The 21,110-nt window shown below is 53.1% G+C and carries 19 protein-coding genes; 4 read left to right on the top strand and 15 right to left on the bottom strand.

Going from position 1 to position 21,110, the window contains the following annotated elements; all coding sequences use genetic code 11:
* Positions 1-40 precede the first annotated feature (40 nt).
* From AB1S56_RS09685 to AB1S56_RS09665, 5 genes are all read right to left on the bottom strand, one after another.
* Positions 41-907 (bottom strand): SUMF1/EgtB/PvdO family nonheme iron enzyme, encoded by an 867-nt coding sequence (locus AB1S56_RS09685; RefSeq protein WP_340872063.1) that lies wholly within the window; start codon positions 905-907, stop codon positions 41-43.
* Positions 908-980: 73 nt separating this feature from the next.
* Positions 981-1,616 (bottom strand): glycoside hydrolase family 11 protein, encoded by a 636-nt coding sequence (locus tag AB1S56_RS09680; RefSeq protein WP_340872064.1) that lies wholly within the window; start codon positions 1,614-1,616, stop codon positions 981-983.
* A 272-nt stretch (positions 1,617-1,888) separates the two neighbouring features.
* The gene (locus AB1S56_RS09675; RefSeq protein WP_340872065.1) at positions 1,889-2,593 is read right to left on the bottom strand and encodes a GDSL-type esterase/lipase family protein; all 705 of its coding nucleotides are present in this window, start codon (positions 2,591-2,593) and stop codon (positions 1,889-1,891) included.
* Between the two features lie 80 nt (positions 2,594-2,673).
* Positions 2,674-3,021: a DUF805 domain-containing protein gene (locus AB1S56_RS09670; RefSeq protein ID WP_340872066.1), complete on the bottom strand. Its 348-nt coding sequence runs from the start codon at positions 3,019-3,021 to the stop codon at positions 2,674-2,676.
* A 156-nt stretch (positions 3,022-3,177) separates the two neighbouring features.
* The gene (locus AB1S56_RS09665; protein WP_340872067.1) at positions 3,178-5,232 is read right to left on the bottom strand and encodes a beta-galactosidase; all 2,055 of its coding nucleotides are present in this window, start codon (positions 5,230-5,232) and stop codon (positions 3,178-3,180) included.
* Positions 5,233-5,353: 121 nt separating this feature from the next.
* On the opposite strand from AB1S56_RS09665, the gene AB1S56_RS09660 reads away from it, so the two are divergent.
* A complete protein-coding gene (locus AB1S56_RS09660) occupies positions 5,354-6,205 on the top strand; it encodes an AraC family transcriptional regulator (protein WP_340872069.1) in 852 nt (283 codons plus the stop codon).
* 38 nt (positions 6,206-6,243) lie between these two features.
* Here the strand turns inward: AB1S56_RS09660 and AB1S56_RS09655 are convergent, their stop codons facing one another.
* Both AB1S56_RS09655 and AB1S56_RS09650 read right to left on the bottom strand, forming a co-directional pair.
* The gene (locus AB1S56_RS09655) at positions 6,244-7,422 is read right to left on the bottom strand and encodes a nitrate/nitrite transporter (RefSeq protein WP_340872070.1); all 1,179 of its coding nucleotides are present in this window, start codon (positions 7,420-7,422) and stop codon (positions 6,244-6,246) included.
* A gap of 242 nt (positions 7,423-7,664) precedes the next feature.
* Entirely contained in the window at positions 7,665-8,198 is a 534-nt protein-coding gene (locus AB1S56_RS09650) for a cyclase family protein (RefSeq protein ID WP_340872071.1), read from the bottom strand.
* A 286-nt stretch (positions 8,199-8,484) separates the two neighbouring features.
* Here AB1S56_RS09650 and AB1S56_RS09645 point away from each other — a divergent pair, with 286 nt between their 5' ends.
* The 3 genes from AB1S56_RS09645 to AB1S56_RS09635 are packed head-to-tail and all read left to right on the top strand — an operon-like array spanning position 8,485 to position 10,362.
* Positions 8,485-9,339, top strand: a complete 855-nt coding sequence (locus tag AB1S56_RS09645) for an ABC transporter ATP-binding protein (protein WP_340872072.1) — start codon at positions 8,485-8,487, stop codon at positions 9,337-9,339.
* Complete coding sequence (locus AB1S56_RS09640; RefSeq protein WP_340872073.1) at positions 9,332-9,985, top strand: ABC-2 transporter permease; 654 nt, start codon at positions 9,332-9,334, stop codon at positions 9,983-9,985. Before AB1S56_RS09645 ends, AB1S56_RS09640 begins: the two co-directional genes overlap by 8 nt.
* Complete coding sequence (locus tag AB1S56_RS09635; protein WP_340872075.1) at positions 9,985-10,362, top strand: GntR family transcriptional regulator; 378 nt, start codon at positions 9,985-9,987, stop codon at positions 10,360-10,362. Before AB1S56_RS09640 ends, AB1S56_RS09635 begins: the two co-directional genes overlap by 1 nt.
* Before the next feature lie 83 nt (positions 10,363-10,445).
* Here the strand turns inward: AB1S56_RS09635 and AB1S56_RS09630 are convergent, their stop codons facing one another.
* From AB1S56_RS09630 to AB1S56_RS09595, 8 genes are all read right to left on the bottom strand, one after another.
* The gene (locus AB1S56_RS09630) at positions 10,446-12,899 is read right to left on the bottom strand and encodes an S-layer homology domain-containing protein (RefSeq protein WP_340872078.1); all 2,454 of its coding nucleotides are present in this window, start codon (positions 12,897-12,899) and stop codon (positions 10,446-10,448) included.
* A 219-nt stretch (positions 12,900-13,118) separates the two neighbouring features.
* Positions 13,119-14,597: a phytoene desaturase family protein gene (locus AB1S56_RS09625; protein ID WP_340872079.1), complete on the bottom strand. Its 1,479-nt coding sequence runs from the start codon at positions 14,595-14,597 to the stop codon at positions 13,119-13,121.
* The gene (locus tag AB1S56_RS09620; RefSeq protein WP_340872080.1) at positions 14,597-15,739 is read right to left on the bottom strand and encodes a glycosyltransferase family 2 protein; all 1,143 of its coding nucleotides are present in this window, start codon (positions 15,737-15,739) and stop codon (positions 14,597-14,599) included. The genes AB1S56_RS09625 and AB1S56_RS09620 overlap by 1 nt, the downstream gene beginning before the upstream one ends.
* Positions 15,715-16,476 (bottom strand): lysophospholipid acyltransferase family protein, encoded by a 762-nt coding sequence (locus AB1S56_RS09615; RefSeq protein ID WP_340872081.1) that lies wholly within the window; start codon positions 16,474-16,476, stop codon positions 15,715-15,717. Before AB1S56_RS09615 ends, AB1S56_RS09620 begins: the two co-directional genes overlap by 25 nt.
* On the bottom strand, positions 16,424-17,170 hold the full coding sequence (locus AB1S56_RS09610; protein ID WP_340872082.1) for a carotenoid biosynthesis protein: 747 nt from the start codon (positions 17,168-17,170) through the stop codon (positions 16,424-16,426). The genes AB1S56_RS09615 and AB1S56_RS09610 overlap by 53 nt, the downstream gene beginning before the upstream one ends.
* The gene (locus tag AB1S56_RS09605) at positions 17,167-18,045 is read right to left on the bottom strand and encodes a phytoene/squalene synthase family protein (protein WP_340872084.1); all 879 of its coding nucleotides are present in this window, start codon (positions 18,043-18,045) and stop codon (positions 17,167-17,169) included. The genes AB1S56_RS09610 and AB1S56_RS09605 overlap by 4 nt, the downstream gene beginning before the upstream one ends.
* Entirely contained in the window at positions 17,978-19,504 is a 1,527-nt protein-coding gene (locus AB1S56_RS09600; protein ID WP_340872087.1) for a phytoene desaturase family protein, read from the bottom strand. The genes AB1S56_RS09605 and AB1S56_RS09600 overlap by 68 nt, the downstream gene beginning before the upstream one ends.
* The gene (locus AB1S56_RS09595; protein ID WP_340872088.1) at positions 19,501-21,051 is read right to left on the bottom strand and encodes a phytoene desaturase family protein; all 1,551 of its coding nucleotides are present in this window, start codon (positions 21,049-21,051) and stop codon (positions 19,501-19,503) included. The genes AB1S56_RS09600 and AB1S56_RS09595 overlap by 4 nt, the downstream gene beginning before the upstream one ends.
* Positions 21,052-21,110 lie beyond the last annotated feature (59 nt).

The following is a 21,110-nucleotide window of genomic DNA, read 5'->3' as shown; positions in this document are numbered from 1 at the left end:
CTATATTAGGCTTGTATTTTAACGCGAAACGTATGGACATTTATAGGCTTCGAGCAATGCGAAAGCCCTGATCGGGACCAAAGCCATTGGCGTCGAACTTGCCTCGGAAGGCGGGTTCGGTATTCGATACATCGCCCATCCACCCCCCGCCCCTCACAACGCGATGCGAGCCCGTTTCAGCGGATTGCCCATTCTCCGCATACCAATCCCAGCACCATTCTCTCACATTGCCAGACATGTCGTAGAGCCCCAGCTCATTGGGCCCCTTGGAGCCGACAGCATGGGTTCGATTCCGGTTGTTCTCGATGGCGGGCCAGCTCCAATCCCCCGTCAGCGCCTGCTCACCGGCATTCCGCCAATACCAGGCCACCTCATCCACTTCGTTGCTGCCGCTATATGTGTAGCTGCCGCTCGCTTGGCCGCCTCCAGCCGCATATTCCCACTCCGCTTCGGTCGGCAGACGATAACCGTTCGCTCCAGCGTTAATCTCAACCGTCCACTTCATAGAGTCAAATTCACTTCGATTGGCAGTATCCTTCTTGCTCTTATCGATTCTGTAATACGGCTCCAAGCCCTCTAGCGCGCTCCGTTGATTGCAGTACACCACGGCATCGTACCAGCTGATCATCTCCACCGGAAGCCGCTCTCCGCGGAAGCCAGAGGGATTGCCGCCCATGACAGCCGTCCATTCCTGCTGTGTAACCTCATATTTGCCCATATAAAAGCTTGCAACAGCTTCCCCTGTATAATAATAATTGGAGCCTGAATGGACAAAAGCCCCGCCTTCAACATACACGAGATCATCCTTGACTATCGGAGGAGCTTCCTGCTTTGCCGGCCTCTCCTGCGAGCAGGCAGCGTTAATCGCAATGAAGGCGATCATCAGGAAGACGAATCTTATCGTCATATACGGTCTCCTTCTACAAAAATTAGCGACGTGGGGCTGCCGGTCTTAAGCCGGCAGCCCCACCCTCAAGCTGTTACCACACCGTAACGTTAGAGCTGCCGCTGCTCTGGTAACCTTCTGTCGCCATAACTTGATACGACCAGCTGCTGCCCAGATTCATGCCTTTGCTCTTCCAGGCATTAACATGATTGCTGAACGTAATTTTCACATTGCTTCCCGTGGGCCGCTTCGACTGTCGAACGCTCCAGAATTGCTGGAAGGTCTGAGTGCCGTCGATGGAAGGCGCGTTATAGCGCATGGTTGTATAGATGTCGTAGGTGCCGCCATCGCTGGTGACGGTACCCTTGTGTGTGCCTGTAGGCCTGTAAGTGCCCCAGCTGTCTACAACGTAATATTCGATAAGTGAATTTCTGGTCCAGCCATAAAAGGTCAGATAGCCATTACCGGATGGCGCCCAGACGCCGGCATTATAATTCACGACACGATTGGGTGAACCCGCGTTCCAGCCTTTGCCGACAACAAAGTTGCCTGTGTTGGACCATGTCACGCTGTAATTCCCGCCTGCTCCATTGGTTGCGTTAACGGTGCCGCCGCCATCTGTCCAATTCTGCCAATAGTCTGTTGCTGCACTCGCAGACCCAGACAACATGCCGATGCTCATTGTCGCCGCAAGAAGGCCTAACCACATTTTTTTGCTCAGCTTCATCATCAATACCTACCTCCAATAATTTGAATGTGACACCACTTGCCTACGTACCGTCCAGCCTGAGGCTGTGCCTCAACTTATGTCGTGTCATGCTGCCTAATCGATGGATGGTCACCTCCTCACGAGGAAAATTATAGATTGAAAGCGTATACACAACTACCTAACAAACTATAGATCTCTCTACACATATTTAATATCATAACAAGAAAAAGCCATCCTCCAAGGGGATGGCTTCACGAAATGAGCAGCTTCATTGTCACAATCGCTAGAGCGCTTCAACGAATCCCTCGCAAGTGAGGACGCAGCGCCTCTGCCCAATGCTGGTAGCCGCGTTCCGTAAGGTGGCAGAAGTCCGGAGCTATATCTGTAGACAACGTACCGTCGGGCTCCAGCAATCGCGGTCCGATATCAACGAAGGCATATTGCCGTTCGCGCGCCAGCTCCTCATAATGTCTATTGATCTCTTTAATCAGCCTGCGTCGGGGATGCTCCGGACGCTGCTCACGGGGGAAAACCGCCATAATGACGATGCTCACCTCCGGAGTTAACGCCTCCACTCTGTCGCATATCGCGCGCAAGCCTGCCGCAATTTCCTCAGGCTCGTTGGCCCTGGCGTTTTCGGTTGCGGTTGTATTGTTGGTACCAATCAATATCACAACCTTCCGCGGGGACAAGCCTTGCAATTGACCGTGATGGAGTCTCCAGAGCACATTCTGGGTCCGATCCCACCCAAAGCCCAAATTCAGCACCCGGTACGGCTTGAAAATAGAATTCCATGCTCCAGGCGCGCCCTTTATGCCTTCTGTTTGCGGTTGACCTCCCCAGAAGTGTGTAATCGAATCGCCGATCAGCACAATCTCCGGACGAATGTCTCCCTGCTCCCGCAGCACCCCCTCATGACGCTCCCACCAATCGTAACAATCCTCCTCCAGCTTGGGCACTGGAATAACAGCTGTGTTAGGTTCGTTTTGTTGCAGCAATCTGCATTCTCCTCTAAAGGTAAAAGGCCAGCCCGAGCATGTCGGCCAGCCTTATCCCATCTGATTGTCATTTGATTCATTTAAGCGAACTGCTTCGGATCTGGGCCGTACTGGTTATCCCCTTCGCCTTCCATACAAGCGAAGACCAGCAGGATGATGAAGCCTACAAGCGGAATCAAGCCGATGAGCACCCACCAGCCGCTTCTTCCCGTGTCATGCAGTCTGCGAACCAGCACTGCCAAAGAAGGCAGGAATATAGCCAAAGAATACAGCCACGTCAGAATGGAGGGCATACCCGCAATCATCTCGATGATTGACAACGCCACGGAAATGATAATATTGAACAATACAAACATCCAATATTCCTTGCGGCGAGCTCTCCCCGTAAATCCGACATAATTTTTAATGACCTTCAAATACCATTCCACAACGATCTCTCCTTCGGTCTATTGGACCATTCATAGGGTCGGTTCCAACGAACAATCGTGCCTATTGGAACGAAACTGCCATGAGTATAGCGCAAGACCTCTAGCGGAGTCTGTCGAATGCTGTCGTAAATTCAAAATATTTTAAATAGTATACGATTATCTCTCAACCTTAATAATCCATACATCCCGCCCCGGGAGCTCCGCCTGGCCGCCGTCAAGCAGACGACCCGTCAATAGATCGACGCCAGAGCGCTCCTCGCCCAGCTCGACGTTCACTGCTTCGGCGTTATGATTGAGCACAAACAAATAATCCTGGCCATCCTTCGTACGGAGCGTCGTCTCTACCCCTTCCGGCGCTGATTGAACAAGAGGCTTAATGCCGCGGGCAGAGCATAGCTTCGACAGCCACTCCTCAAGAAACGAAGCTTCGGGACTTGTAGCCATATACCACGCTTCGCCGGAACCGAATGAATGGACGGTAAGCGCTGGCATGCCTTCATAGAAGTCCTCGCCATACACCGCCTTCACCTCTGCGCCTTCCGAATGAATCAGATCGCAGAGCATGCCGCATTCATACTCCCGCTTCATGCCAAGAGCCTCGTCCGTCATTACAATCCGATTGCGCTGGCTCGGAAGCAAGGCATCAATCTCTTCCGCCCATATGCCCAGAAGCTTGCGCAGCACGCCGGGATACCCGCCTGTCTTGACCAGATCGTTTTCATCCACTATACCGCTGAAGTAGGTTGTAATGAACGTGCCGCCGCCCTGCACATATTGCTCCAGCTTGTCCGCTACCCCTTGCTTCACCATATACATAACCGGGGCTATAACCAGGTCATAGCCGCTTAAGTCGGCTTCCACGCTGACGACATCCGCCGCAATGCCAAGCCGGTACAGCGCGTCGTAATACTTGTGCGCCTCATCTACATATTGCAGAGCAATGGATGGACCGCTGGACATTTCAATTGCCCACCAGTTCTCCCAATCGAACAATATGGCTACCTTGGACTGAACGCGGGAATCAATCAGAGCGTCGCCAAGCTTATCCAGCTCTGCGCCTAGCTGAGCGCACTCACGGAAGACGCGCGTATGCTCATGGCCGACGTGCTCGATGACGGCACCGTGATACTTTTCGCAGGCGCCGATGGAGCGTCTAAGCTGGAAGAACAGTATGGTATCTGCGCCTCTGGCCGCCGCTTGATAGCTCCACAGGCGCATAACGCCCGGACGCTTCAGCGAGTTGTAGGGCTGCCAGTTCTGCTGGCTGGGCGTCTGCTCCATCAGCATAAACGGCTGGCCGTCCTTCAGGCCGCGCATCAGATCATGCATCATGCCCGTGTAGCTGTGAGGCGTGTCGAAGCGGGGATAATTGTCCCAGGATATGACATCCATATGCTTCGCCCACTTATGGTAATCCAGCTTCTTGAAGGCGCCCATCAAATTGGTTGTGACAGGGATGTCAGGCGTATGCTTCTTCACCGCTTCATATTCAAGCTTGTAGCATTCCAGCAGGCTGTCTGAGTGGAAGCGCATATAATCGAGCGAAATACCTTGGAAATTCGTATTCGTACGACCGTTGCCGATCCACTCCTCGCTAAGCCCGCTAGGCAGCACGATGTCCTCCCAAGCATAGAAGGTATGGCCCCAGAAAGCGGTATTCCAAGCGCGATTCAGCTCCTCAAGCGTGCCGTAGCGAGCCTTCGCCCAATTGCGGAAAGCCGCTTCGCAATTATCGCAATAACAATTGCCCGCGCCGCCATATTCGTTGTTAATGTGCCAAATCAGGAGAGCCGGGTGATCCTTGTAGCGCTCCGCCAGCTTCTCAGCCATGATCGTTGAATATTTACGAAAGGTCGGACTGTTGGGACAAGAGTTATGGCGCCCGCCGAACTTGCGCTTGGCGCCGTTGAAATCGACTTGAAGCACGTCGGGATATTGGCGCGCCATCCATGCAGGGTGTGCCGCCGTACTTGTCGCGAGGCACACTCCGATGCCAGCCGCGTGCAGCTTGTCCATCATCTCGTCAAGCCAGCCAAAATCGTAGGTATGCTCGTCAGGCTGATTTTTTGCCCAAGCGAATACGTTCAGCGTCGCCACATCGATCCCGGCAAGCTTGAACATTCGTACATCCTCATCCCATATCGCCTTCTCCCATTGATCGGGATTATAGTCGCCGCCATACCAAATTTTCGGTTTTTTCGCGTTAATCATGTCATTACACCTCATCATATATGATAAAACTGTCTACAACACTTTAATCTTATGGCTTATAATGACGATATCCAATATAAAATTACCGCTTACACATATAAGAATATGGAGGTATTATTACATGCGAAGAGTTGTGCCTGCCTCTCCAGCGGAGCTGCTACCCTTACAGCTGGAAACCATAGGCATCAAATATGACCAAGAGAACATCGACCGGCCAAACGGCTATCCCTATTATCACTGGCTTCAGACGCTGCAAGGCGAAGGCGAGCTGTCCACTCATGGCCGCACCTGGAGAATGACGGAACGCACCGGCGTCCTGCTCTCCCCGGGAACGCCCCACCGGTATGAAGCCCGCCTTGGACAATGGCAGACCGGCTTCATTACCTTTCATGGAAGCTCGGCCGCCAGCATCGTCCAAGCATTAGGCTTTGGCGACGCTGAATGGTTGCAGTGGGAGACTGACAAGCCAATCATTACCGATCAATTGGAGAGCCTGCTGTCCTTCGCCGAAGCTGGCGGCGACCCCTCGGGCTGGCGCTACTCGGGAGATCTGTACCGGTTTCTGACGCTGCTGCGAACGGATGCCCGCACGGACAACCGTCCCGCTATGTCGAAGCGGCTGGAGCGAATTCAAGCGCTGCTCGACTGGCTGGAGGAGCATTTCGGCAATCCCGACATCGGCTTGAGCGAGATGGCTGTTCATCTCGGCATCGGGGAACGACAGCTGAACGAACGATTTCGTGAGCTGTTCGGACAGACTGCTTACGCCTATCTCATCCGGCTGCGAATCCGCAAGGCAAAGGTATGGCTGCCCTCGCTGCCGGATTGGACCGTCCGCCGCATCGGTGAAGCTGTGGGATTCCGCGACGCGAGCCACTTCGTGGCGACCTTCCGCAGGCTGGAGGGTATGACGCCGGAGGCTTATCGGAAGCTGTATGGGGAAGCACGGGACGCTGAGACTTCGGGAATCTAAAAGAAAGGAAAAGCGCGTCCCAGGGACACGCTCGTCTGTTACGCCGTATATTCAACGCCTCGCTGAACTCGCGAGCTTCTAGGCTTCTGGCCGGAGTAGTTCAGGATTAAACAACCCAAAGCAAACACCGCCATGAACGCAAAGCCCAAATGGTAATGCCCGGTGGAATCCAGCACGATACCGAGAACGATTGGCGGGAAAAATCCGCCAATGCCTCCAGCTGCCCCAACAAAGCCCGTTACCGCCCCTGTATTGCCGGAGGACACCTCCGGCACCATTTTGAACACCGCCCCGTTACCTATTCCAAGCAGCAAGGATAGCAGCAAGCATACGAAGGTGAAGCCTACAAGCTGCTCGAGCGTCGCAGATAACACAAGCGCTCCTGTTAATATGCCAACAAATACCAGGTTTAATACCTTTCTGCTGCCCAGCCGATCTGCCAGATACCCCCCTGCTGGCCGAATCAGCGTAGCCGCCAACACAAAAACCGCAGTGCTTATTCCCGCATCAAATGCGTTCAGTTCGAACAAGTCCTTCAGCAGTGTTGGCAAATAAACGCTAAAGGAAACAAATCCGCCAAAGGTTAAAAAATAATATATCGATAAATGCCATGTCGCCTTTTCTTTCGTAACGGACAACGATTGCTTCAACGTCTTGGGTACAGCCGGCTTCGGCACATCCTTCGTGAACGCCTGAAAGATGACCGCCATAACGGCAACGGCAATGGCTAAGCTCAAAAACACCCAAGGCAGACCAAATGATGAAGAAATGGAGGGTATCAGAAAGTTTGCTCCTGCGCTTCCTAAATTGCCGAGTCCCGCAATGCCGAGTATAAAGCCTTGGCGCTCCGGCGGATACCATTTGGATACAAAGGTGATGGATATGGCGAATGTGGTGCCTGCCATGCCGATAAACAGGGCGCATATCAGCATTCCCGCAAACGAATCAACGGATGCGGCCAATACCATCGGCAGGATCAGGAAGAGCATCGTTAGTGTAAACACCTTTTTGCCGCCGAATCGATCCGTCAGGATGCCCATCGGAATTCTCATAATGGATCCCAGCAACACGGGGGTTGCGACCAGAATGCTCTTCTCTACGTTGCTGAGCCCGAACAGCTCCTGAATTTGCCCCGCTATAGGCGGGAAAACCGACCAAATCATAAAAGAAACTGCCATCGCAGCCGTGGATAAAATAAGTGCTTTTGTTTGATTCATCCGCATGACCTCAATTCCGTTATCATCATTATGTTATATTTCATAAAAGGTTAGATAATCGAACATATGCATAATATACGATATCCAACCTAATTATTGTGTAATATAACCTAACAAATAACTATATTCATATTAGTGTCTTCAGCAATAAACGTCAATGACGTCATATAAAATAACACAAAAAAAGCGTTCCACACTAAGTGGTAACGCTTCTGCTTGTTATTAAAGATGAGCTTCCCAGATCAATCACAACCGTTAGTCAAAACCGCAACAGCCCGAACAGGGGAGCCGTCGCCTCCAGCGATACGGAGCGGGAAGCCGTAGAACATAAAATCCACCCCAATGGGCAAGCGTTCCAGCTGGCGCAACCCCGTATAGGTCACGATACCCAGGCCTAGCAACGCCCGCTCAAGCTCCTCCGAGATATCGCCGCCCACAAATGGCGGACAAAGCTTGACAAGCCTGTCCAAGCTTTCGAGCCCTACGGACCCCAGGAAGAACAACCCTCTGCCTTCCGGCCATTCAGCCTCCTCCAGCCGCACGAGACGCGATTGGCCAAAAAACCGATCCAGCGGCAATTCATCCAGCGTCGCGGCGCCAGGATGCATATGGGAGGGCGCATCCACATGCGTCCCCGTATGACTGCCCATGGAAAGCTGCCGCAGCTCCCAGGTATGACTCTCATGATGATGCGCAACCTTGACCCGGACCTCCGGGTCGCCAGGGTAGACGGACATCCCATCAGCAATTGGAATGGACAAATCAATAATTTTCATAGGAACGACTCCTTCCCCCGCTGTAGAATCCATTTTCCGACCATGCAATTACGACTTGCAAGCCCCCACAAAAGCCTCGAGCAATCGATGTTGGCTTGGATCGGAGCCATAGCTGAATTCCGGATGCCACTGCACAGCGACAATAAACCTTCTGTCCGGCATCCCCTATTGTATAGGAAATCTCGGTGACTGTAATCTCAAATAATAACGATTGACGCATTTGTCGATAAAATGTTACATTGTGTATGCACGATATACACAATGTAAGATAGAGGAGGCGTCATGAATGCTGGCATTGGAGATCCGTCATTTAAATAAGCAATACGAGCATTTTCAATTAAAGAATGTTTCTTTCGAGCTGGAGAAAGGTTACATCATGGGCTTTATAGGAGCTAATGGTGCAGGCAAAACAACCACAATTAAATCCATCCTGAATCTGGTAAGGGCGGATAGCGGGGAGATCCGCATTCTTGGCAAGGATATGCGAACTCATGAGCTTGAGCTGAAGCAAGAAATTGGCTCCGCGTTCGGCGGCATCGATTTCTACACTCGCAGCAAGATTCGTACATTAACGAACGTCATCAAGAGGTTTTATCGACATTGGGATGATGATGTCTATTATAGCTATTTGAAAAAGTTTAACTTGAATGAAAACAAAAAAATCGCCGAGCTGTCGACCGGTATGAAGGTGAAATATAGCTTGGCCATCGCCTTATCGCACGGAGCGAAGGTGCTTGTTCTTGATGAACCAACCAGCGGCTTGGATCCCGTGGCGAGAGATCAGCTTCTTGATATTTTCCAAGAGCTCGTGCAAGGAGGAGAGATCAGCATATTGTTCTCCACTCATATCACGTCCGATCTGGAGAAATGCGCGGACTATATAACCTTTATTCATAATGGTCAAATCATTAACAGCGCAGACAAAGAAACTTTCTTGAATACCTATCGCTTGGTGAAAGGACGCGAAGACCAGCTAAGCCAGCTAGAAAACAAGATGATCGCTTATAAAATAAACACCTTCGGCTTCACGGGCTTGATTCATACAGAAGATTTTAATCCGAACCTCGATATCCGGTCAGCCGTACCCAGTTTGGAGGACATTATGATTTATTTTGCGAGAAAGGAGAGCGCCCATGTATAATCTGCTGCTAAAAGAATTAAGACTCGGCGTAAATCCATTTTTCTATGTCTTGCCTTTCCTAACAGGCGCCTTAATGCTAATCCCCGCATGGCTTTATTTTCTTGTTGTCCTATATTTTTGTTTTCTTACGATTCCGAATATTTTTGCAGGATACAAGTCGCAAAATGACCTCATTTTCACAAGCATTCTTCCTGTCACTAAAGAAGATATCGTAAAAGCTAAAATGCTTGTTATTGTCATCCTTGAGCTGCTGCATATGATCATCGCTGTCATCTATGGGCTCATCAGCGTCCGCTTGTATCCCCATTTGCAATATTTTTTTTTTGAACCGTCGCTTGGCTTCTGGGGGCTTAATTTCGTCATGCTTGCGATCTTCAACCTTATCTTTTTTGCCATGTACTTCAAGACGGCATACAAATACGGGGCTGCGTCGGTCATGTCCATAACGGCTGCGGTTCTGTTCGCCGGCGGTGCAGAATGGCTTAGTATCCAGAATCCGTATGTGTTCGAGCTGCTAAAAGGCTCGGGTCTTAACGAGCCAGCCACCCAGCTTGCAATCTTGTTCTCCGGCATCGCCATATTTGCCATATTCACAATTAGCGCTTATTATATTGCCATCAAACGATTTGAGAAAGTGGAAATGTAATGAATATTGCGATTTCAAACGCTTCAGACAAACCGATCTACCAGCAGCTCTACGAGCAGATTAGCGCACAAATTCTAAAGGGCGAGCTTGTCAGCGGATACAGTCTGCCCCCCATTCGCCTGGCCGCAACCGAGCTTCGCGTAAGCATCATTACCGTAAAGAAAGCATGGGAGGAGCTCGAACGGATGGGCTTAATCTATACCATAACGGGAAAAGGCTGTTTTGTCGCAGTGCTGACTCCAATGGAAATGCTTCAAAAACGAAATCAGTTGATTAAGCAGCAGATGGAGCTCGACGCCAAGTATTACAAATCATTTGGACTTACGCTGGAGGAAGCGTTCGAGCTGCTGAAGGAAGTGTATCCCCATTTGCAATGAAAAAGAGTCGTATCGCAGGCAGCTTGGCTGTCTCACGATACGACTCTATTCATTCCTTATAACCTATTGTCCATTCAAACTTATTAGAGATTCAGCAGGCGGTAGATCATGACAGCCGCTTGTGCGCGTGTGGACAGCTTGTTAGGAGCAAATTCGCCGGATGGCATGCCTAGAATGATGCCTTGCTCAGCCGTGAATGCAACACCCTCTTGCAGAGTCGCATGGATCTGCTCTTCATCCGTGAAAATTTCCAGCATGTCTTCGGCTTCGACAAAGCTTTGCGTGCCGCGTACGGCTTGCAAGCCTCTCGCGATCATGGCTGCCATCTCCGCGCGGGTAATGGCTGCGTGCGGATCGAATTGACCATCCCCTTTGCCGTTAGCAATACCACGCGTCTGAATAGCTGCAACATACGGCTGGAACCAATCTTGCTCGGTTACATCGCTGAACGTTTCTGTTGCTTCGCCGCCAGTAATACCAAGCGCGCTTGCAAGCATTTTCGCGAATTCAGCGCGTGTAACATTGGCATTCGGGTCGAATTGGCCCTCACCGCGTCCTTGAACAATACCCTTGGCTGCGATAACGCTAATTTCCTTGCCAGCCCAGGTGCTAACGGATGCCGTGTCCTCGAACGACACCTTGTTCTCCAGCACAACATAAGGAGAAAGTGTAATCCGTTGTGTTTTTACTCCACCGTCAATATACATGCCGCCATAATTCGTCAGGCGATTATCTGTCTCAACCTTGAAGATCGACAGATAATCCGGCTCTGGATGAGTCGGAATGTTCAATCTCAAGTCCACAGGCGTCGCAAAGTTATTGATCTCTGTTCCATTTGACGAGTGGAATGAAACATCCACTATTGGCGAAACAATCGATCTGCTCGAAAGCGAACTCACAGTGTCTTGCGGAACTTTATCGATTGTTAAGGTCACGTCGCCGTCAAATTGTTCCGGACTGAAGCCAACGCCAGTTCCATTCGCCTCAACGTTAAGCTTCGTCACACCGTTATCCTTGGCACCCGTTAACAGCTCTCCACTGAGCGGTATACTAACGGTTTCGGCTTCAATATTACCAAAATCCAATGTAAACTCAAAAGGCACCTGCGCTCTAGGCTCAACTTCTCTAATTTCTTTTTGTAATTTGTCTACTTGATTTTTAATTTCCTTTATGTGTTCAATAACATTCCCTTCTTTAAACACAGGAACCGTCTTGCCATCGACTACCGTTACAAGCTGGTTGCCCAACGTCGTTGCTTTGCTCATATTGCTAATGGCTTCCTTTATTTCTTTGAGAGCATCTTGCACAAGCTCTGCTTTCTCCCTCGGCGATGCGTTCTGTGCAGCTTCCTTTGCTTTATTGACGGCTTCATTCGCTTTCAAGCTATTATATTCACGATTTGTGTCAGGCTGCGGGGAAGCAGGCGGGTTGCCAGGGTTGCCTACAAACACATCTCTCCGAAGAGTGATATTGCCTTTGAAGATGAGCTCATTAAGTAGCACTGAATGCGCCGATACCTCCGCAGTTACCGTCGTGTTATCTGGTGCGCTGCCGCTTAGCACAAACTTGTTGCTACTTTCGGAGAAAGTGATCAAACTATTGTTTGATGACCATTTTAAAAGGCTGTTACCCACAGGATGCCCAAATACACTAAGAGCAGGAGTTAACTCTGTTGTACCCGCTGAAGACGCCAAGCTCGCCTCGGAACGCATTAAAGCTTTCATAATGGCGACTTGGCCTTTCATGTCGCTGTCAATCACATCTACCAAATTCAAGTAACTAGAAGCTATCGCGTCAGCCAGCTGGGATCGTTCCAAATCGCTTGAAGCGTGGTAAGCCAGTGCCTGCGACAACTTCAAGCTTGAATCGCCCAGAACAACCGTGAAAGCACCTTTCAGGTCTTCTTTAATTTCATCCTTCTTATCGTCAAGAGAGTTAGTACTTAACGCCAGAATGTATCCAAGCGCATCAACCATTGTAATCTCATTCATCAGAGCGGTTTGCAGCGCATCTTGGAATGCTGTAATGTCTGAGAACTGAATTTGTTGGGCTGTAGGACCATCAAGCGCAATCCCACTTCCTTCCAGCACCTTGCTGACAGCGCCGCGCACGTCCGAATCAGATCGGAATGCGTTCAGGTTAATGCTCAGTTCAGTCGCGTCGTCAGTAGAAGCTATGCTGCCGAAAAATTTGATGATGTTAAGAACCTCTTCAGGCGTTAAATCAACCGGCGCTTCCAGATTCAAGAAAGAAACAAGCGGCTCAATCAGATCTTCATTGCTAACATTAATCTGAAGACCTTCCATCGCTTCTTGGAAATCCTTGACATCCTTTCTCTCTGCCGGTGTTAGCTTGGAATAAATATCAACAATGTTCTGAACCCACGCATCCGTCTCAGCCGGCAGCGGAGCGCCAACTGCGTAGGCCGTATTCGCACCCAGCAGCTGCTGGACGCCTGTTGCGCTCAGCGGAAGCCCGGCAATGGTGCCGAAGGCCAAGCTGGCAGCTACGGATACTTTCAATACTTTCTTCTTCATTCTCTCACCTCTCTAGTAATATGTATAAGAATTAGATCGAACAACCTATGTCATACAACTACCATTAATTTGAAGATAGTCGCTAGACCTAGTCTATCACGCTCGACAGGTTTAGACAATCTTTCTAGCCAATTTACATGATAGATTTATCCTAGCAAAACAAAGACGACTCCCGAAGGGAGCCGCCAAATCAACATCTGAAATATAACTGGTCATTTGTCAATACGCCCGCTTGGCTATCTCATCTGCGACCAACAGCCCTGACAGTGCCACCAGCGGAGTTCCGCCGCCTGGATGTGTGGTCCCGCCCACAAACCAAAGGCCGCTGAGATCGCCACGATTCGACGGCCGGAAAAACGTTTGCCGCGCAGAATTGGAGGAAATGCCGTAGATCGCGCCTCGATAAGCCGAGGTATCCCTCTGCAGCTGCTCCGGCGTATAGGTCTGCATGACCTCCAGCCCCTCCGTCAGGCCCTCCAGCCCGCGGCGCTCCAACGTCTTCAGCAGACGCTTCGCGTACAGCTTCTCAAAGCCTTGCCACGAATGGCCGCCGCCAGTATAGGGCGCATTCGCCAGGAGGAACAGATTGCTCCCCCCCTCCGGGCTCATGCCCGGCTCCGAATAGCCGGAATGACAAACATAAACAGCAGGATCGGCGGGCGGTTTTTGCTGATGGAAAATGTGTTCGAATTCCAGTTCGTAATACTCAGGGAAAAATACCGTATGCTGCAGCAGCTGCTTCTTATACTTTCGGCGCACCCCTGCCAGCACAACGAAGCCGGAGAGGGAAGGCTCCATAGCCTGAATTTTCCGGTCAGGCATAGAGGGCCGCTCCTTCCCGGGCAGGAGCTCCTGCGAGATGGACAGCAGGTCGCCGTTGGCCACAACGATATCAGCGGCAAGCTCCCCTTCCTGCGTGCCGACCCCGACAACCCTTCGGCCGTTCGACCGTATCGCCGTCACCTTCACCCCGTACCGAAAGTCCACGCCCAGCTCCAGCGCAAGCGTCCGCAACGCCTCAACAAGACGATACGTGCCGCCCTTCACATGATACACCCCAAGCTGCTGCTCCAAATGCGGAAGCATGGCGAAGATCGCCGGCGCCTGGCGGGGCGAAGAACCGACGTACGTCGCATATCGGCCGAACATGGCCAGCGTGTTGGGATGCTGGAAATACCGGCGAAGCAGACGATGAAGCGATGTAAGCGGCCTGACCCTTAGCAGCCCCGCCAAGAGACGAGGGTCCGCCTTGCTTCTCCAGTCCGTAAGAAGATGATTCAGAAACAAGCGGTCCGAGATGTCGAACAGCTCCTTGGATTCCGCCATGAAGGAGCGATAAGCCAGCGCGTCCTTGGGACTGAACACAGCGATCTGCTCCTCCATGGCAGAACGATCACTGGTGAAATCCACAACGGTCCCATCAGCGAATACGTTTCTTGTGCCAGGCTCCAGACGAGTTAGGTCCAAATAGTCCTCCATTCGCTTCCCCGCAGATTCGAATACCCGCTGAAATGCCTGAGGCATCGTAATCGTACTGGGACCTCGATCGAATCGGTAGCCGCCCTCCTCAACGCGTTGAAGCTTGCCGCCGGCGGAAGGCTGCTGTTCCACTACCGTAACCTTATACCCCAGAGCAGTCAGACGAATGGCAGTGGACAGCCCGCCTATGCCGGCGCCAATAACAATAACCTTGTTCATTAGGAATAGGTCCTCCCCTTCCATTCGTATCCGCCTTGTCGGCCCGCCGACCACCAAGAGGCGATAGCAATTGCGCATAAAGCCGCTATGCTTGCCGGAAGCAGCGCCGACAGCCATATGGGCTGCCCGTTCTTCACATCCACCACGGCTTTGACAGCCATGCCAAGCAGCCAGCAGACGATCGCCGGCAGCAGCCAGACCCCTATGTCCGTTCCCCCGGCAAGCAGGGATAAGCCGCCCGCGAGCGCGGCGGCCGGAGGGACAAGATACATAGCGGAATAAGCAGCAACGACGGTTAAGAGCAGGGCTCGGCTGCGCCCCAGTCCCGCAAACATATTTTTTTTGTAGCCGTTCCATACCTCACGGGCGTTGCCGTACATCCGCATCGACACCAGTCCTCTGACATCGGCTAGCGTCAGCGGCTCGCCCGCCTCCTTCATCGCTTTGGCCAGCTGCACGTCATCCACCAGATGGCCCCGATTGGCGGCATGTCCACCCGCCTTGCGGTAGCTGTCGCGATGCACCAGCACAAACGCGCCGTGCGCGGCGGCAAACCTGGCATCTCGCGAATGGCGGACAAGCCGAATGGGAAGATGGCAGGCGATGGTGAACATCATCATAGGCACAACAAGCTTCTCCAGCCAAGTCGCCGTACGCTGCAGCGGGAAGCCGGTAATCATCCCTTTGCCCTGTCGAGCCGCACCCGCCATGGCAGAAGCCACTGCGCCAGGCGCCAGGCGCGCGTCTGCATCCAGGAACAGCAGCCAATCTCCTGAGGCCGCCTCCGCCAGCTGATGGCAGGCATAGGATTTCCCCGTCCAGCCAGGGGGCAGCTCTTGGCCCTGCACCAGCTTCATGCGGGAATCGGCCTCCGCTGCCCGCCTCACAAGCTCTGCCGTGCCATCGGTGGAGCGGTCATCCAGCACCAGTACCTCCATGTCGTCCAGCGGCTCCTCCGACACCGACTGCAGGCAGGCACCAATTCGCTCCTCTTCGTTCCTGGCTGGTATCAGCACCGACAGCTTCGCTGAGCCCGTAGACGTATTCCATCGTCCAAGCTTGGGCAGCTGAGACAAATTCCAGAGCACGAACAGCAGCTGGGCAGCTAGCATACAGGCTATGAGCCAAAAAAAGAAAACCATCGCCCCATCCTCCTCTTGAAGCCGTCGAAGCGCTCACTGGTCGAGCCGCTCCCCCGAACCATGACGCGATAGCCGTTCATGACTCCGCCGTCTGCGGCAATGGAGCTGGCACGATGCTCATCCAGCTGGCGCTCCAAGCATAGCCGGAGCCCCTCGGTCGCGCCTCTCCTCCCCATTCCAGCCCAGTCCTCCGACCGCTCCTTGCCGAAGCATAAAGTTGCGATCGGCTTCTGCTCCTGTCCAAGCGCATAATATACCGTCACCGGCTTCACTATGGCGTTCCCGCAGCGCTCCAGCAAGTAGCCCACACCGGATTGAAAGCTCATCGGACGCGCCTCCTGATGCCGGATGTCTCCTTGCGGATATATCCACACATGATGTCCGGCACGCAGCAGCTTCTCCGCGAAGTCAAGCGACTCCAGCACACCCCTGAGAGAGGTTTTGTCCACCGAAAACGCGCCCAGCTTGCGGAAAAAACGAAATTTCGAGAGCTGCTTTTCATCCATCATAATATAATGCTCCTGTCCAGGAGCGGATAGATTGGTGAAGGCATAGAAAGCAAGCAGACCGTCCCACCATGAGCTGTGGTTCATGATATATAGCGACGGACCGTTCGAGGTCTCTGGAACCAATGAGCCTTGAACGGCCACCGCATGCAAATGCTTGGGCAGCAAATATTTATCATTATAAAACGCGAACAGACGGATGAACCTTTCGCTTCGCTCGGGCAAGATCAAATCGCAGCACCCCTTCCGCGGCAACAGCGCCTCCGATCGCAATGAATAAGGCTGCGGGTATGCCCTCCTTCAGTCCAAGCAAGCCGAACATAAGCAGCATGCCCTGGAGCAGCCTTGCGGAGCTCCGGCGAACGGGATACGGCGCAGAGCGAACCGGGAAGGCAAGAGACGCAACAAACGCAATGACGAACCAGCTGACGAAATTCGTCGCAGGCACTCCAAAGTAACCGCCTGTGTGCTCCCATATCCAGAAATCCTTGGCGTAAGCAACAGGGTCCAGCACCAGATCGAACACCACTACCCATAATCCAACCATAACGGCGCGTCTCCATCGGGAGCTTTGCTCCGAGAGGACAACTGCGTTCATGATAACGCCGACCCAGGCGCAGGCAATGGCTAAGGGAACCCCTCCTACGGCCCAACCAAGCACTGGCGTATAAGCATATTCGCCAAACGGGAAGCCTGTAGACACCCCAATATATTCAACTAGAAACGTAATGCCGGCTACCCACGCGGCGCGAGTCAGCCTTCTTCCGCGCGGCTCTCCGAGCCCCGCTTCAATCTCCAGCGCGTAGAGCGCATAGAACAACAGAAAGAGCCCGTTGGAGAACGCCAGCCACTCCGGCACGCCTGTCGTCAGCATCATGAGGAGCCCTACCGCGTACCAGAACCAGAACAAATAACGAATGCTCATAACGCCGATACAGCTCCGCCCGACTCGGCGCCGCCTTCCTCGCTGTATTTGCGCTTCATAGCCCGGTACAATCTAAGCTTGGCAAAAGACCCCACATAAGCCCGCTTGCGGTATACGGCATAATCCATCGCTTTCACTTCGTCCAGAATCGCCGCATAATACCTAGCCGCAAGCTCTACGGAGAAGCCGCTGGACGCCGGATAAGATTCGATGCCATGCAGCCCTTGCTCCAGCCATTCCCTTGCAAGCCGCTCCAGCCGATCAATCAGCGAACGGAATGCATCATTAACCGTTCCTTGCTCGAAATCGCGCAGCGTGTAGCCGGAGTCCTCCATCCACTGCAGCGGAACGTAGCGCCGGCCTCGCCCCTTGTCTTCTCCAATATCCCGTACAATGTTCACAATCTGCAGCGCTTTGCCAAGCGAGATGCCAGCTTCCGACACAGCCTGGTCAGGCGCGTCATGCAGTACAGGCAGCAGCATTTCGCCGACGGTGCCCGCCACCAGATAACAATATTGCTCCAGCTGCTCCAAGGAATCGTATTGGGTAAGGATCAAATCCTTGCGCTGGCCCTCCATCTGCCGAAGGAAGGGCGTCTTCGTAACGGGAAAGCTTTCGAACAGCCAACGAAGCGACGGCCAGATGAAGTGTCCGGAGGCGGTCTCCAAGGAGGTGAACAGTTCCTCAAGCTCGTCAATGGTGTAAGGGGAACGATCCGGCTCGTCTACGGAATCATCGATCATTCTGCAGAATGCGTAGATGACGAAGACGGCTTCCCTTCTTGGACTTGGCAAATACCCGAACGCTTTATGGAATGTGGAGGATCCTTGGCGAATCATCTTCTCGCAGCTCGCGAGATATTCGGCGGTCAACATGCGAACAACTCTCCTTTGCCAATTGGTTTGCCAGCAGCCTGGCGCCTTGCATGACGATGGGAATGCCTCCACCGGGATGGATAGAGGCGCCTACCGCGTACAGGCCCTTGATTTCTTCATACGGTACAATCTGTGGACGGAATACGGCTGACTGCTTCAAGGTTGGCGCAATGCCAAAGCTGCCTCCCCGGTACAAGCCGTCCGCAGCGGCGTCCTCGGGCGTGCGAATGTCCTGCCATTGAACAGCCTCTCGCAGACCAGGGAACGCTCGGCGCTCTGCATCGGCAAGAACGCGCTCCGCAAGCGCCGCCGCGCCTTCCTTCCAGTTGAAGGAGCCTTGGGGAGGCGACGGAATCAGTACATACATGACGCTTCCCCCTTCCGGCGCCGCTTCGGGATCAATAGCAGTGGGATAAAAGATATAATAGGAAGGCTTCTCCGGCGGCATGCCGCTTTCACTCATCTCTCGCAGGCTGTCGGACAGCGACGGAGGAAGAAAAAACTGGTGCGCAGCCGCATGCTCATAACGCCTTCCCAAGCCCAGATAGAGCAGCGTGCAGCCCGTAGAGGGCTCATAACGTCTCGCGGGAGGCTTGCTCTCACCCGGAAGCAAGCTGTGCAAGTGCGGAAAGTCTCCATTGTAGATAACGGTGTCGAAAGCCTCCTCGCAGCCCATCACCCTAACGCCCTTGCAGCGGCCATCCTTCACTTGCAGTCTCTCAACGGCTGTATTCGTCCGAATCTCAACCCCTCTGCGCTCCAGCTCCTCTCGCAGCAGGTCAACAAGTGAAGCATAGCCGCCCTTCAGGTACCAGACGCCATATTCATGCTCCGCGTACGGCAGAAGCGTATACAAGGCTGGGGAGCGTTCAGGCACGCCGCCGATATACAAGGTCTGAAGGGAATAAGCATCCAACAGGCGTTCATCCTTGAAATAGCGGGAGGCATAATACCTGGCGCTCTTATACGCTTTGAATTTCATCAGCAGCGAGAGGTTGCGCCAGGTGTAGAAATCCTTTTTCCGGGTAAAGGCCTGATCCAGAAATGAGCGCTTCCCCTGCAGGAACAGCTCTCTTGTCTCCTCCATGTAACGTCGGAACCCTGCCGCTTCGCCTGGGAATACTCGCTCCAGCTCCTCCGCCATGCGCTCGACGCTTCGATGCTTGCGCAGCACCGTCCCTTCAGAATAATGGATATTATACATGGGATCGCAGGCCAGAAGCGGAAGCCGTGAACGCTCGATGCCCGCTTCCTCCAGTATGTCCAGCAGCATGTCAGGCAGCAGCACGATGGTCGGCCCTTGATCTATCTTATAGCCTTGTCCCTCCTGGAATGCCAATCGCCCGCCAAGTCGTGCCGATTTCTCGTAAATGGTGACCTGATAGCCCTGACGGGTCAGCAGAAGCGCCGTGGTCATTGCCCCTACGCCGCCTCCGACAAACGCGGCTCTCTTGCTCATAGGACTGCCTCCTTCTCCCGCTTCAGCCTGCTCAGCCCAAAGCCCTTGCCGGATCGCAGCGATGCCTTCCTGTCCTGCTCCATCAGCAGGCCTACACTAATGCGAGCCGATTCGAAAATGGTGGGCAGCCCGCTGCCGGGATGCGTCCCTCCGCCGACCAGCCAGCAATTGGCGGCTTCCTGGAACCGGTTATGCGGCCTTAACATCATCATTTGATCCAAGGTATGGGCCAGATTGAAGGTTGCGCCGCGATAAACGCCGAATGAATCCCTCCAACCGATAGGCGTTAATGCGGATTCTACCTCGATATCGGAGGAGAGGCCCTTCAGCTCCGGCAGCTGCTCCAGCTTCTCCATGACAATCGCGCGAGCTTCCTCCTCCTGCTGCTCCCAGTCTACCTTCCCCGATAAGTTCGGTACGGGCATCAGGGCATATAATGCGCTTTTCCCTTCTGGAGCAAGCGTGGCATCCGCAGCGCCGGGGTGATGCAGATAGACCGACGCATCCTTGGACAAGGTTTGGGCCGTCATGATATCGTGCACGTTGCGCCGGTAATCATCTGCGAACAGAATGGTATGCTGAGGCAGCGACACCTTCCTGTCCACACCCAGATAGAGCATGTAGGTGGAGCAGGAATATTTTTTGGCGGCAAGCTTCTCTGGCGTATATTTCTTCAGCTGGCCGGGCTCGAACAACGTATTCATCGCAGTAGCGAAATCCGCATTAATCACAACATGGTCATAGCTGAAACGCTCCCCGTTGCCAAGCTCAATGCCGACGGCCTTGCCGCTCTTCGTCAATACGCGCCGAACGCCAGCAGAGGTGTGAACGCGGCCGCCGAAGCTTGTTATCACCTCCGCCATGGCTTCGCAAACCCGATTTACGCCGCCGATAGGGTGGAACAATCCGAATTCATGCTCCAGATAGGACAGCATGGTAAATGTGCCGGGACACTCCCAAGGGGACATGCCCAAATATTTGGCCTGGAACGTAAAGGCGTAAATTAATCTTTCGTCCTTGAAATACCGGGACAATCGATTGTATACCGTGTCCGTCGCGTGCAGCTTGGGCAGTGCGGCGAACACCTCGCGAGCCAAATAATCCGAAGGCTTGGCGAAGGGGCGCTGGAGCAGCGGCGATACCCGCCTGAATTTCTCGCTCTCCTCCTTCATGAATCGCCGGTAGCCGTCCGCGTTTCCCGGGAACAGACGCTCCACCCTCTCCGCCATCTCTTCGCGATCTGTGGTGGGGCAGAAGTCGACCTCTCCGAAGCGAAGCCGATACAACGGGTCCAGACGCTTCAATTCTACATAGTCGTGCAGCGAGCGCCCCACACTCTGGAACAGCTCCTCCAACAAATGCGGCATCATAAAAAAGGTAGGCCCGCGGTCGAACTGATAGTCGCCCAGCTGCAGACGCGAAGTCCGGCCTCCAATAAACGGCTGCTTCTCGTAGACGTCTACCTCGTAGCCTTGGCCGCTTAGCAGCATGGCAGCAGCAAGTCCGCCTGGCCCAGCTCCTATAACAGCGACTTTGCTTTTGTTCATCTCATGCCCTCCATTCCGAAACATTATACAAACATTATACAAAATGAATGATGAGGTCG

This window comes from Paenibacillus sp. PL2-23, assembly GCF_040834005.1.
Classification (GTDB): domain Bacteria; phylum Bacillota; class Bacilli; order Paenibacillales; family Paenibacillaceae; genus Pristimantibacillus.
This window is presented reverse-complemented; position numbering and strand designations above follow the sequence as displayed.